General features: G+C 71.8%; 14 protein-coding genes. 8 read left to right on the top strand and 6 right to left on the bottom strand.

Going from position 1 to position 12,510, the window contains the following annotated elements:
• Positions 1–29: 29 nt before the first annotated feature.
• The gene (locus tag ACZ5L9_RS11095) at positions 30–926 is read right to left on the bottom strand and encodes a hypothetical protein (RefSeq protein WP_464527615.1); all 897 of its coding nucleotides are present in this window, start codon (positions 924–926) and stop codon (positions 30–32) included.
• 72 nt (positions 927–998) lie between these two features.
• Entirely contained in the window at positions 999–1,991 is a 993-nt protein-coding gene (locus ACZ5L9_RS11100; protein ID WP_464527618.1) for a GlxA family transcriptional regulator, read from the bottom strand.
• A gap of 71 nt (positions 1,992–2,062) precedes the next feature.
• Between ACZ5L9_RS11100 and ACZ5L9_RS11105 the strand changes: the two genes are divergently transcribed.
• The 4 genes from ACZ5L9_RS11105 to ACZ5L9_RS11120 all read left to right on the top strand — a co-directional run bounded on the left by ACZ5L9_RS11105 (position 2,063) and on the right by ACZ5L9_RS11120 (position 5,033).
• A complete protein-coding gene (locus ACZ5L9_RS11105; protein ID WP_464527620.1) occupies positions 2,063–2,746 on the top strand; it encodes an NADPH-dependent F420 reductase in 684 nt (227 codons plus the stop codon).
• Between the two features lie 300 nt (positions 2,747–3,046).
• Positions 3,047–3,709 carry a (deoxy)nucleoside triphosphate pyrophosphohydrolase gene (locus tag ACZ5L9_RS11110; RefSeq protein ID WP_464527621.1) on the top strand — a complete coding sequence of 221 codons (663 nt, stop codon included), beginning with the start codon at positions 3,047–3,049 and terminating at the stop codon, positions 3,707–3,709.
• A 20-nt stretch (positions 3,710–3,729) separates the two neighbouring features.
• Positions 3,730–4,635 (top strand): N-acetyl-1-D-myo-inositol-2-amino-2-deoxy-alpha-D-glucopyranoside deacetylase, encoded by a 906-nt coding sequence (mshB, locus tag ACZ5L9_RS11115; protein WP_464527624.1) that lies wholly within the window; start codon positions 3,730–3,732, stop codon positions 4,633–4,635.
• Positions 4,632–5,033 carry a hypothetical protein gene (locus tag ACZ5L9_RS11120; RefSeq protein WP_464527625.1) on the top strand — a complete coding sequence of 134 codons (402 nt, stop codon included), beginning with the start codon at positions 4,632–4,634 and terminating at the stop codon, positions 5,031–5,033. Before mshB ends, ACZ5L9_RS11120 begins: the two co-directional genes overlap by 4 nt.
• Here ACZ5L9_RS11120 and ACZ5L9_RS11125 read toward each other — a convergent pair.
• Complete coding sequence (locus tag ACZ5L9_RS11125; RefSeq protein WP_464527627.1) at positions 4,975–5,871, bottom strand: GNAT family N-acetyltransferase; 897 nt, start codon at positions 5,869–5,871, stop codon at positions 4,975–4,977. The genes ACZ5L9_RS11120 and ACZ5L9_RS11125 overlap by 59 nt on opposite strands.
• Positions 5,872–5,957: 86 nt before the next feature.
• Here ACZ5L9_RS11125 and fdxA point away from each other — a divergent pair, with 86 nt between their 5' ends.
• The 4 genes from fdxA (at position 5,958) to ACZ5L9_RS11145 (ending at position 9,461) form a co-directional block, all read left to right on the top strand.
• Positions 5,958–6,284, top strand: a complete 327-nt coding sequence (fdxA, locus tag ACZ5L9_RS11130) for a ferredoxin (RefSeq protein ID WP_464527629.1) — start codon at positions 5,958–5,960, stop codon at positions 6,282–6,284.
• 5 nt (positions 6,285–6,289) lie between these two features.
• Positions 6,290–7,417 (top strand): succinyldiaminopimelate transaminase, encoded by a 1,128-nt coding sequence (dapC, locus tag ACZ5L9_RS11135; protein WP_464527631.1) that lies wholly within the window; start codon positions 6,290–6,292, stop codon positions 7,415–7,417.
• 66 nt (positions 7,418–7,483) lie between these two features.
• Positions 7,484–8,005 carry a hypothetical protein gene (locus tag ACZ5L9_RS11140; protein WP_464527634.1) on the top strand — a complete coding sequence of 174 codons (522 nt, stop codon included), beginning with the start codon at positions 7,484–7,486 and terminating at the stop codon, positions 8,003–8,005.
• The gene (locus tag ACZ5L9_RS11145) at positions 7,998–9,461 is read left to right on the top strand and encodes a hypothetical protein (RefSeq protein WP_464527636.1); all 1,464 of its coding nucleotides are present in this window, start codon (positions 7,998–8,000) and stop codon (positions 9,459–9,461) included. The genes ACZ5L9_RS11140 and ACZ5L9_RS11145 overlap by 8 nt, the downstream gene beginning before the upstream one ends.
• Here the strand turns inward: ACZ5L9_RS11145 and ACZ5L9_RS11150 are convergent, their stop codons facing one another.
• The 3 genes from ACZ5L9_RS11150 to ACZ5L9_RS11160 are packed head-to-tail and all read right to left on the bottom strand — an operon-like array spanning position 9,462 to position 12,506.
• Positions 9,462–10,286 (bottom strand): hypothetical protein, encoded by an 825-nt coding sequence (locus ACZ5L9_RS11150; RefSeq protein ID WP_464527638.1) that lies wholly within the window; start codon positions 10,284–10,286, stop codon positions 9,462–9,464.
• A gap of 22 nt (positions 10,287–10,308) precedes the next feature.
• A complete protein-coding gene (gene dapD, locus ACZ5L9_RS11155; RefSeq protein WP_464527641.1) occupies positions 10,309–11,235 on the bottom strand; it encodes a 2,3,4,5-tetrahydropyridine-2,6-dicarboxylate N-succinyltransferase in 927 nt (308 codons plus the stop codon).
• Between the two features lie 29 nt (positions 11,236–11,264).
• A complete protein-coding gene (locus tag ACZ5L9_RS11160; protein ID WP_464527642.1) occupies positions 11,265–12,506 on the bottom strand; it encodes an MFS transporter in 1,242 nt (413 codons plus the stop codon).
• Between the last annotated feature and the right edge of the window lie 4 nt (positions 12,507–12,510).

Genomic DNA, 12,510 nt, shown 5'->3' on the forward strand with positions numbered 1-12,510 from the left:
GATGGGCTCGCAGCGCATGACGTCCTGCGTCAGGCGCGTGGCGGCCTCAGGCCCACGATCCAGCGCTTGCCGGGATGCTCGGTGGCGGTCCACAGCAGGCCGTCGGACCAGGTCAGGTCCTCGGGGCCGATCGGGGTGGCGTAGCGGTGCTCGCGCAGGGCGTTCGCGCTCCCGACGACGAGGCTGCCGGGTCGCCGCGTCCCGCGCGAGGCCGTGATGAGGTAGCGCTCGCCGCGGCGGATCGCCCCCTGCATCTGCCGAACCCCGGGGTCGAGGGCGATGGCCGTCGCCGGGAGGCCGTCGGCATCGAGGCCGAAGCGGACCAGGCGGGTGCTCTGCTCGCCCCGGCCGTACTCGCCCGCCAGCAGCTCGCCCTCGTCGGTCACCGACAGGAACGAGTAGCGGAAGTGGGCGTGGTCGTCCGGGGGAGGCTGCAGATGCAGGCGTACGGGCCACAGCAGCTTGCCGTTCGGCAGTCGCCGGATGTCGTCGAGGTGGGCGGAGTAGAGCCCGCGGCCCGTCGCCGCCACGTGCAGCCAGGTGCCGGTCCAGGCGAGCCCGCCGGCGTGGATCGGCAGCGGCCCGAGGCCGCCGTCACCTGTGGGCAGGGCGAGCGGCACGTGCACGTACCGGTGCGTGGTCCGGTCGACGACGGAGATCCGTACGCCCCCGGCCGTGGCGTACCACGAGACGAGGAGGAGCCGGTCGCGACGGCCGGCGTCCGCCGAGCACGTGATGCCCTGCGGCCACCAGGTCCGGTCGACGCGGTCCGCCGCCGACCAGGCCCACGCCCGGCGCACCCGCAGCCCCGGCGCGAACGCCGGCCGCAGTCGCTCGCTCGCCCGCTCGAGCACCTCCGCCACGGACACGCTCTCGCCGACCTGGCCCCACCCCGGCAGGGGCGTGGGCGTCAGAAGCGGCATCACGCCCCGACCCTATGGCCGACTCGGCCCTCCGGCACCGCCGACTCGGCCCTCCGGCACTGCGACCGGAGTCGTCTAGATGGTGGTGGCCGGAAGGTCGTCGGCGGGTGGCGGCGTGTTCTGGAATGCGGCGCGGTAGCCCTGGGGGCTGAGGCCGAGCACGCGTCGGAAGTGAGGTCGTAGTGCGATGGCGCTGCTGAATCCGACGTGGTGGGCGACCTGCTCGATGGAGAGGCTGGTGGTCTCGAGGAGTCGCTGGGCATGCAGGATGCGCTGGTGGAGCAGCCATTGGAGTGGGGATTGGCCGGCAGCTGCGCGGAAGTCGCGGTCGAATGTGCGCCGGCTCGTGCCGTACCAGCGGGCGAGTTCGTCGATCTCGACGTGATGGGGCAGCAGTGTGAGCACACGTTCCTGGACGGCGGCGATCGTCGGGCTGCTCGCGCGTGGCGGATCTGTGGTGACGAACTGGTTCTGGTTGCCTGCGCGGTGTGGAGCGACCACCATGCGACGGGCAATCGCTGAGGCTGGCTGGGAACCCCATTCGCGTCTGACGTAGTGCAGGCATGCATCGAGGCCGGCCGCGGTTCCTGCGGACGTGATGACCTGTCCTTCGTCGACGTAGAGACCGGAGTCGTCGACGATGGCGTCGGGGAACCGGGTCGTGAAGTCGGCCAGCCAACGCCAGTGCGTGATCGCTCGGCGGCCGTCGAGGATGCCTGCGTGGCCGAGCGCGTAGGCGCCCATGCACAAGCCCATCACGGTCGCCCCCTCGGCGATGGCTCGCCGCAATGCGGAGCTCAGGTGCTCGGATGGTCGCATCTCGGGGTGTGGCCAGGCTGGGACGATGACCACACCCGCCTGATCGATGGCGTCGAGGTCGTGCAACCCAGACAGGCGCAGGCCCGCGGTGGTCACCGCATCCGAGGTCTCGGCGGCGACGATGACGCGTAGGGGTGGTCCGCCATCGTCCGTGCGGTCGGTCCCGAACACGCTGATCGGGACCGATGTCTCGAACAGGGGCGCGTCCTTGGTGACGACGACAGCGGCGAGATGGAGATCGCGCGGCATGGCCGGATCCTATCGAAGCAAGGCCGACCGGCCACTGGGCGATGCCCGTCGCGGCACTCAAGGTGGACCGTATGAGCACCACCGCACCCACCGGCACCCTTCCCCACGTCGCTGTCATCGGCTCAGGACGCATGGGCGAGGCGCTCACCCGCGTGCTCGCCACGAGCCCGTACGAGCTGGCATGGGCCGGACGAGACCCCGCGAGGCTGCAGCACCGCACGGATGAGCTCGGCCTGCACCACGTTCAGGTACGCAGCATCGGCGAGGCGATCACCGGCAGCGACATCATCATCCTCGCCCTCTGGCACCACCACGCCCTCGAACTCGCCGCCGACCACGCGCATCTCCTGACGGGCAAGGTCCTCGTCGACATCGCCAACCCCTTCACAGACGACTTCAGCGACTTCACCACCCCGGAGACGACCTCTGCCGCCGAGGAACTCGCCCGAACAGTTCCCACTGCCGCCGTCGTGGGCGCTTTGAAGAACACGTTCTGGGTCGTGTTGGAGGACCCGCAGTTCCCGGAAGGGACCTCGGACATCCTGGTGACAGCTGATGACGAGCACGCGAAGGAACTCGTCATCAACCTCTTCGGCGGCCTGCCGTTCCGCGCGTTGGATGCCGGGCCGCTGCGCAACAGCCGCACCATCGAACGTATGACGCTGCTGTCTCGCGAGATCGCCATCCGCTACGACCACTACCCTCGCGCAACCTGGCGGCTCCTGGGACAGCCGGCGGTCGAGACGTTGCGGTGACGCCGGGTGGGTGACGCACAAGGACGCAGCTCTTACCCCGGAAGGCCGCATCCGTCTCATCGAGCGTTGCCGTACCCGGCCGATCGCTCACGTCGCGACCGACATGGGAACCTCCCGCGCGACGGCATCCACATGGGTGGGTCGTGCCGGATGTACGGTGCGGCCGGTCTCTACGCAACGACAAGCGACCCCCGGGGCGGATCGCCGCGCTGGCCATGGCGCCCTCCGTCGGCCGGATCGCGATGTACGTCAACGCACGCATCGACGAGAGGACACGACCGCACCCGGCAGAATGGGCCCATGCGACAGACGGTGGTGGCGGCGGCGATCGTGCGTGACGGACGGGTGCTGGCATGCCGGCGGACCGCCCCGCCGGAGACGGCCGGGCGCTGGGAGCTGCCGGGTGGCAAGGCCGAGCCGGGCGAGACCCACGAGGCGGCTCTGATCCGCGAGATCGGGGAGGAGCTGGGCTGCCTCATCGACGTCGACGAGTGGCTCGACATCACCGTCCCCATCAGCGACGAGTACGAGCTCCGGGCGGCGCTCTGCCACGTCACCGCCGGCGAGGTCCGGCCCAAGGAGCACGACGCGTTCCGCTGGCTCGTGCCCGACGAGCTCGAGACGGTCGACTGGCTCGAGCCGGACCGCCCGTTCATCGAGATCCTGGCCGGCCCGAAGACGTTCCAGCGGGCGTTCTTCTACGACGAGGACGACGCGACGGCGGTCGTCGAGCGACTCGTGGCCGAGGGCTGGGAGGCGCACGCGAGCCGCGAGCGCTTCCACGGCGAGGACGACGACGAGGACCACCCGTGGGCCGTGCTCACCGACGCCCCGCAGATGATGGTCGAGGCGCTCACGGACGAGTACGACGGCTGGATGGACTTCCCCGAGGAGGCTCCCGACGCGTCGGTCGCGCCGGCACCCCTCCCGGACGCTCCGAAGCGGATCAAGCGCCCCCTTTAGGCCCTCACTAAAGTGGGGCCGTGACTCAGCCTGACCAGCGCGCCCTCTTCGTCCACGCCCACCCCGACGACGAGTCGCTCAACAACGGCGCCACGATGGCGAAGTACGTCGCGGAGGGCCGCGGCGTCACGATCGTCACCTGCACCGCCGGTGAGATGGGCGAGATCCTCGTCCCCGACCTGGAGCATCTCGCGGCCAACCGTGAGGACCGCCTCGGCGATCACCGCAAGACGGAGATCGAGGCGGCGATGAAGGAGCTCGGCGTCACCGACCACCGGTGGCTCGGCGGCTTCGGCACCTACCGCGACTCCGGCATGCAGTGGCACCCGGACGGCTACGCCATCGCCGAGGACACGCTGCACGACAACGCCTTCTTCAACACCGACATCCTCAAGTCGGCCACCGATCTCGTCCAGATCATCCGGGAGGTGAGGCCGCAGGTCGCCGTCACGTACAACGACTTCGGCGGCTATGGCCACCCGGACCACATCCAGGCCCACCGGGTGACCCACTATGCCGTCGCGCTCGCCGCCGTGCCGAGCTTCCGCCGCGACCTGGGCGAGGCGTGGGAGGTCAGCAAGGTCTACTGGTGTGCCATGTCGGAGAGCCGGATGCGGGCGGCGATCCGGGCGATGCGCGAGGCGGGCGACACCGAGTCCTTCCGTGGCATGGACCCCGAGGGCCCGATGCCGTGGTTCACCCCCGACGCCGATCTCACCGCCTTGGTCGACGGCTCGGACTTCTTCGACCAGAAGATGGCGGCGCTGCGCTCCTACCCGACGCAGATCGAGAGCGAGAACCCGCTCTTCAAGGCCGGCGACCACTCCGGGACGGCGCTCGCCCAGGAGTTCTACCGGCTCGCCGCCGGCAAGCCCGGCCCGCTCAACGCGGACGGGCTCGAGGACGACCTCTTCGCCGGGCTGTGACGAGCCGCCTCCCGAGGCGCGTCGTCGTCCCGGCGGTCGCGATCGGCCTGCTGGTCGCAGGCATGGCGATCGGGCTGGCGTCGATCGCGCTGCACACGCTCGGCTGGGGCCTGCTGCTCTCGGCGGCCGCCTCGCTGGCGGTCGTCTGGGCGCTCCCGCCCCGGCTGTGGACGCTTCCGCCGTACGCCGTCGGCTGGTGGATCCCGTTCCTGGTCGCCTGGCAGGGACGGCCCGAGGGCGACTACGCGATCGAGAGCAGCCGGTACGGCTACGGACTGCTCGTCCTCGCCGTCGCCGTGCTGGCCTCGTCGATGGTGATGGCGACCCTCAAGGCGCCGATCAGGACGCGCAGGCTCCGGCCGGCGGCACCAGGTAGCGCATCGCGTGGTGCTCGCTGAACCCGAGCCGCTCGTAGAGGGCCAGCGCGGGTGCGTTGTCGGTCTCCACGTGCAGCCAGGCCGTACGGGCGCCGCGCTCGGCGCCCCACTCGACCAGCTCGGCCAGCACGGCGGTGGCCAGGCCTCGGCGACGGTGCTCGGCGTCGACGCCCAGTCCGTGGAGGCAGAGCCAGTCGCCATCCAGCAGGGCCGCGCCGCGCGCGTGCTCGAGCTCGAGCTCGACACGTTGAGTGGTCTCGAGGCTCGTCGCGTGCGCTCCTCGCACCTCGACCACCGGCGCGATGCTCGACAGCAGCCGGTGCAGCTTCGCGACCGGCGCCGCCTGGAACGAGGAGTCGCCGCGGCCGAGGGGTGCCCAGCCGGCCGCCCGGAGCTCCTCCTCGACGGTGGAGCCGAGCTCGACCTGTGCCATCGGCGCCCGGTCGCGGTCGGCGTAGAACGCCACGAGGGTCGCCAGCGCCGCACCCGTCGACAGCCCGGGCGAGCCCAGCGCCAGACAGGAGTTGGCCCGCTTCAGCAGCCGGGACCCGGTGTCGGGGGAGGAGCGCAGCACCCAGTCGCCGAGCTCGACGGTCTCCACGCCGGGGACGAGGGCGAGCCCGCGCAGCTCGGCATCGCGCGCCGATACCCGGGCGAGATGGGACGGGCGCGGCGGCACCGGCTTGCCCGACACGATGTCGGCGAGCGCGATCATCACCGGTGCGCCGTCAGCCGGCGCCAGCGTCATCCGGCCCTCGCCCCAGGCCGTACAGATGCCGAGGAGGTCGGTGAAGGCCGGCCCGCCGGTGGGGCCGGTCTCGCCGCGCACCAGGCGGCGGATGACAACGCGGTGACCCACGACATGTGGACCTAGCAGGTGCTCGGGCACGCCGAGATACTAGGCTGTCTTCGACCGCGCTTCGAAGCTCTCGTAGGAGGATCAGGATGACCTACGTCATCGCCCAGCCCTGTGTTGACGTCAAGGACCGGGCCTGCGTCGACGAGTGCCCCGTCGACTGCATCTACGAGGGCAAGCGGATGCTCTACATCCACCCGGACGAGTGCGTCGACTGTGGCGCGTGCGAGCCGGTCTGCCCGGTCGAGGCCATCTTCTACGAGGACGACACCCCGGAGCAGTGGAAGGACTACTACGACGCCAACGTCAAGTTCTTCGACGACCTCGGCTCCCCGGGCGGTGCCGCCAAGATGGGCGAGATCGACAAGGACGCCGACTTCGTCGCCGCTCTTCCGCCGCAGAACCAGGACCACTGATCTCGTTGGTCGAGGTGCGAGGGGAGCGGGTCTCGGACCGGCTGCCCGACTTCCCGTGGGACAAGCTCACCGCTCACGCGGCGACGGCGCGCGCCCACGCTGACGGGATCGTCGACCTCTCCATCGGCACGCCGGTGGATCCGACGCCGCAGGTCGCGATCGACGCGCTGGTGGCCGGCGCGAACTGGCCGGGCTACCCCGTCACCATCGGTCTCGAGGCGACCCGCCAGTCGATCATCGACTGGTTCGCCCGGGTCCACGGCGTGACCGGGCTCGGCCTCGACCAGGTGCTGCCGGTGATCGGCACCAAGGAGCTGATCGCCCAGCTCGCGCTGCACCTCGGTGTCGGCGCCGGCGACGTGGTCGGCTACCCGGAGGCCGCCTATCCCACGTACGAGGTGGGTGCAGCCCTGGCCGGCGCGACCCCGATGGCGGCCGACTCGCTGACCTCCTTCGGTCCGCAGACCCCGAAGATCCTCTGGCTCAACAGCCCCTCCAACCCGACCGGCCGGGTGCTTCCGCCCGAGCACCTCAAGAAGGTCGTCGAGTGGTGCCGCGAGCGCGGCGTGCTGCTGGTCTCGGACGAGTGCTACCTCGACTGCGTGTGGGAGGGCGAGGCCGTCTCGGTCCTGCACCCGTCTATCTGCGACGGCAACAGCGACGGGATCCTGGTCGTCCATTCGCTGTCCAAGCGCTCCAACCTGGCCGGCTATCGCGCCGGCTTCGTCGCGGGCGACACCGCCGCCGTCCAGGAGCTGCTCGCGGTCCGCAAGAACCTCGGCCTCATCGTCCCCGGCCCCATCCAAGAGGTGATGACGGCCGTCTACGCCGACGACGCGCACGCCGCCGAGCAGTACGCCCGCTACGCCGCGCGCCGTACCCGTCTCAAGGCCGCGCTCGAGGCCGCGGGCTTCGTCGTCGACCACTCCCAGGCCGCGCTGTACCTCTGGTCGCGCCGTACGGTCGAAGGCCGGGGCGAGGACTGCTGGGATACCGTCGCGTGGCTCGCCGAGCGTGGCATCCTCGCCGCCCCGGGTGCCTTCTACGGCCCCGCGGGCCAGCAGCACGTACGCATCGCGATCACCGCGACCGACGAGCGGATCGACGCCGCCGTCGCCCGCCTCACCGCCTAACCGCCTCGAGACGGGACCTGGCGCGGGTCAGGTTTCGCGCAGCACCCCGGGGTTACCGTCGGTTCGATGACGACGGGCCGCTCGACCTCCGAGCGTCGGCGGCGGCGATGGTGGCCGCTGCTGGTGTGCGCCGTGCTCGTGGCGGTGCTGGTCAGCCCGTACGTGGGCCGGGCCGCGCCGACCGGGAGATACCGCCCGCCGCTTGCGACCGAGGCTCTCGCCGACGGCTGCTACCCGCTGCCGGCCGGGCTGACGATCGACTTCCCCTACCAGCTCCGCAGCGACCGCGACGTCCGCCGAGGCACGTCGCGCCACCGCCGGCTGGTCCTGCAGTACGACCGGATCGACCCGGCCGCCGCACGTGCCCGGATCACCGCGGCCCTCGAGCGTGCCGGACTGCCCGCGCGCGCCGCGACCGTCACCGCCTACCCGAGGATCCCGGCGGACGCGGTCGTCCGCGGGCGGATCGTGCTGCGGCTGCCGGTCGATCCGCTGACGGCCGAGGTCCAGCAGCGTGGTGCGTGCCTCGATCCGTTCGCCACCAAGCGGTTCCCGCGCTCCTGGCCACCCTCGAACAGCTATGCATGACCGCCGCGTCACCCTCGCCGGACGGATCGCGCGGGGAGCGACGCCGCGGCGTCTCGACGCCGCGCTCGCCGTCGTCCTCGGTCTCGGCGCGCTGCTCCAGGTCGTCCTCTTCCTCCAGGTCCGGCACGCACCGCTCGGCGGCGACGAGGTCGCCTACTCCGACGCCGCCAAGGCGCTCTCCAACGTCGTGCGCGACCTGGCCGCCCTGCACGCCCCCGACGCCGCGGAGCTGCAGCGGGACGTGATCGGCAACGGCTGGTTCATGCCGGGCCTGGCCGCGCTGCTGACCCCGCTCTACCTGCTCGTCCCCGACGCGAGCATCGCGCTGGTCCGGGGCTGGCTCGGCGTGCTCACGCTGGCCGTCCTCATCGTCGCCGTCCTCGACGTGCGTCGGGTGCTGGGCCGGTGGTGGGCGCTCGGCCTGGCCGTGGTTCCGGGGCTGGTGCCGATGTGGCGACTCCTCGGCTACGCGGTCTACGGCGACCTCCTGGCCGGGTTGGTCGCCACGCTCCTGATCACGCGGACGCTCGCGATGCTGCAGCGTGCCGGCGCCGGCACACCGCCCCGCCTCCGCGATGGCATGCGCATCGGCCTGCTCGCGATCGCGACCCTCTACCTGCGCTCCTCCTCGACCGTCCTGATCCTCGGAGTCGGCCTGACCGGGCTGCTGGCGCTCCGCTGGAGCGGGCGACGGGCGCTCGGGCCGATGCTCGCCGCGGCCGGCGTCTTCCTGGGCCTGCTCGCGCCCTGGTCCATCGCCGCGTCGGCGAGCTTCCACGCCCGGGTCCTCACCACCACGTCGGTGCCGATGTCACTCGCCAACACCTTCGGCGACCGCGACGCGGTCTGCTACGGCCCGTGTGACCCGGGCTCGACGATCTGGTTCTCCCCGGTGCGCTACGCCCGCGAGGTCGCCCGGGCGAGCGGCGCCAGCGAGGTCCGGGTGCTCACCCAGATGTCCGCGTACGCCCGTCGGGACGTCACCGTCCACTCGTACGCCCGCGACGTGCTGCGCGACTGGCACCGCTACCGCGACGACCCGTCGGGCTTCCTCTTCAAGCTGCACCCGCCGGGGCACGGCGAGGCGGAGTGGATCCGCACCTGGACGAACCGGTTCTTCGGGCCGATGGTCTGGCTGGCGGCGGCGGGCCTGCTCGTCGTCACCCGCCGCTCATGTCGGCTGCAACTGCTCAGCGTGCTGGTCAAGGCCTGCCTGCTCGGCCTGCTCGTGCAGCCCTTCGTGCACATGGCCGGCACCCGCTACTGGACCACCGCAGCGCCGCTCGCCGCGCTGTCGGCGATGCTGGCGCTCGCCATGGCCGGGGGATGGCTGCTCGACCGGGTGCGTCATCGTCGGCGAGCGACGGTGCCCAGCTCGCGAGCGCTCGTCCTCGCCCAGGCCGGGTTGGCGGCCATCGCCCTGGCCGCGGTCGCGTTCGTGCAGCTCCTGGCCTGATCACGCCAGCGTGACGGTGACCGAGCCGCTGGAGCCCGTGCCGGTGTGTCGCCACCGGCCGTCGTCGCCGGTCGACCAGGTCCAGCCGTCGTAGGACACCTTCCGCACGCCCAGGCGCTGGGCCTCGGCGACGATGTAGTGCGCCACCGCCCAGCCCGCGGTCTTCGAGGACACCGCGATCGTGACCGACGAGCCACGGACGACCGGCTGCTCGACGATCCCCTCGAAGAGGCTGCCGACCTCCTTGCTCAGCGCCGCCGGGTGGCCGGTGCCGGCCTCCGGCTCGTCGAAGCGGCACGAGAACGCGTGCGCCGAGTAGCCGGTGAGCGAGGAGGCGAATGCGCGGGCGTCCGGCTCGTGCTTGGCGTACGCGGTCGGGTAGGCGCTGCGCTGCACCTGCTGGGCGGCGTCGGTGATCTCGAGGGTCTCGTAGTCGGGGATCTTGACCAGCGCGTCGTAGAACGCGTTGGCCGCATGCACGGGGTCCATCACCTGCGCGTGCGTGCCCCAGCCCTGGCTGGGGCGCTGCTGGAACAGGCCGAGCGAGTCCCGGTCGCCACCCTCGAGGTTGTAGAGCTTGGACTCCTGCATCGCCGTCGCCAGCGCGATCGTCACGGCCCGCGCGGGCAGGCCCCGCCGGACCGCGATCGCGCTGATGAGCGCGGCGTTGGCGGCCTGCTCGGCGTTGAGCGTCGCCTGGTGGCCGCCGACGTCGGCGGTGCAGTCCTCGGGCCGGGGGAGCAGCGAGTGGATCCGGCTGGTGATCTCGTGCAGCCCGGTGACGGCGACCACGCCGACGATCGCGACCACCACGAGGGCGGTCACGAGTCGGCTCAGGCGGCGGCCCTTAGTTGGCGTGGAGCGCGGCATTCAGGGTGATGCCCTCGCCCTTCCACGCGACGCCCTCGATGGCGCCGGTGGTCGAGTTGCGGCGGAAGAGCACGTTGCTGGCCCCGGAGAGCTCGCTCGCCTTCACGACCGCGCCGTCGGCGAGGGTGACCTTCGTACCGGCGGTGACGTACGTGCCTGCCTCGACGACGCAGTCGTCGCCGAGCGAGATGCCGATGCCGGAGTTGGCACCGAGCAGGCAGCGCTGGCCGACCGAGATGACCTGCTTGCCGCCGCCGGAGAGGGTGCCCATGATCGAGGCGCCGCCGCCGACGTCGGAGCCGTCGCCCACGACGACGCCGGCCGAGATGCGGCCCTCGACCATCGAGGTGCCGAGCGTGCCGGCGTTGAAGTTCACGAAGCCCTCGTGCATGACCGTGGTGCCGGCCGCGAGGTGGGCGCCGAGGCGGACCCGGTCGGCGTCGGCGATCCGGACGCCGCCGGGGATGACGTAGTCGACCAGGCGCGGGAACTTGTCCACGCCGTAGACGGTGACGTGCTGGCCGGCGGCCTGCAGCCGGGCCCGGGTGAGCTCGAAGCCCTCGACGGCACACGGGCCGGCGGAGGTCCACACCACATTGGCGAGCAGGCCGAAGATGCCGTCGAGGTTCTGGCCGTGCGGCTGGACGAGACGGTGGGAGAGCAGGTGGAGGCGCAGCCACACGTCCTGGGTGGTCTGCGGGGCCTGGTCGAGGTCGATCTCGACCAGCTCGACGACGCGCTCGACTCGGCGGAGCTCGTCGCTGCCGGCGAGCTGGGCCAGCTCGGCCGCCTGGGCGGCGTCGGACGGGGCAGTGCCGAGCGCGGGGCTCGGGAACCACACGTCGAGGACAGTGTTGTCGGCGGCGTACGTCGTCAGGCCGAAGCCCCAGGCGGTCCTAGTCACGGTGCGGAAGCCTACCGGGGCGGCGGTGGTCAGCCGGCCACGATCTCGGCGTCCGCGTGCGCGAGCTCGCCGATCGGGCGCCACAGCGCGACCAGGATCACGCCGGCTCCGACGAAGCCGGCCCAGTACGGCGCCGTGATGCCCCACTGGTGCGCGAGCACGCCGCTCGCGCCCGCGCCGACGACGAGTCCTCCGGTCAGCAGCATCAGGTAGACGCTGCCGACCCGGCCCTGCAGCTCCTGCGGGACGGCGCGCTGCTGCACCGCCGAGCCCGTCGCGCTCCAGTAGCCCTCGTGCACGCCGAAGACGGTCAGGATCGCGAAGGCGACCTGCCAGCGGTCGGTCCACGCCAGCACGCCCCAGGTGCCGACCTCCAGCACGAGGCCGTAGCGCATGATGTCGCGGATCGCGACCCGCCGCTCGACCCAGCCGTACGTGCTGGTGCCCACGACGCCGCCCAACGCGACGCTGGCCAGGAGCAGGCCGTAGCCGGCCGCGGGCAGGCCCAGGCGATCGCGGGCGTAGAGCACCAGCGTGGCGAAGACACATCCGTACGCGACGTTGAATGTGACGATCTGCACGTTCAGCACCCGCATGCCCGGGATGCTCCAGGACGCGGTCCAACCGGCGCGCAGGTCCTGTAGCACCGGTCGGCGATCGGTCCGCGGGACGCCGTGCGGCGGCAGCGTGACCTGCGCGACCAGCAACAGCGCGAGGAGGTCGAAGACCAGCTCGGCGATGAACGGCACCACCTGGGAGAGGGCGAAGAGCGCCGCGCCGATCGGCGGGCCGGCCATCCGGTTGATCCCCATCATGCCGAGCGCGAAGCGTGCGTTGGCGATGCCGAGGTCGGCCTTGTCGACGATCATCGGCAGCACGGTGCGGCCCGCCGTCATCGAGAAGGTGTCGGCCACGCCCATCGCGAGCATCATCACCAGCACCGCCCAGACGGTGGCGTGGTGGCCGGCGAGCATCGCGATGAGCAGCGTGAGGGCGACGGCGGCGGGGATCCGGCTGAGCAGGATCAGCAGCCGCCGGTCGTGCCGGTCGGCGAGCACGCCGGCGTAGAGCCCGAAGACCATGCCCGGCAGCCAGTCCAGCAGCGCGGCCAGCGCGATCAGCCGCGGATCGTGGGTCAGGTGGGCGATCAGCAGCGGACCCGCCGCAGTGGCGATGCCGTTGGCCAGCGCCCCCGTCCACGTGTTGGCCAGCATGAAGCGGAAGCTCCGCCCCAGCCGCGGTGGGGCGATGAGATCGACGAGACGGCCCACCGGC

This window comes from Nocardioides sp. JCM 18998 (genome assembly GCF_055391535.1).

Coding starts and splice junctions, on each gene's coding strand:
- ACZ5L9_RS11100 (WP_464527618.1), bottom strand. CDS start 1,991: ATGCCGCGCGATCTCCATCTCGCCGCTGTCGTCGTCACCAAGGACGCG.
- ACZ5L9_RS11105 (WP_464527620.1), top strand. CDS start 2,063: ATGAGCACCACCGCACCCACCGGCACCCTTCCCCACGTCGCTGTCATC.
- ACZ5L9_RS11110 (WP_464527621.1), top strand. CDS start 3,047: ATGCGACAGACGGTGGTGGCGGCGGCGATCGTGCGTGACGGACGGGTG.
- fdxA (WP_464527629.1), top strand. CDS start 5,958: ATGACCTACGTCATCGCCCAGCCCTGTGTTGACGTCAAGGACCGGGCC.
- ACZ5L9_RS11140 (WP_464527634.1), top strand. CDS start 7,484: ATGACGACGGGCCGCTCGACCTCCGAGCGTCGGCGGCGGCGATGGTGG.
- ACZ5L9_RS11145 (WP_464527636.1), top strand. CDS start 7,998: ATGCATGACCGCCGCGTCACCCTCGCCGGACGGATCGCGCGGGGAGCG.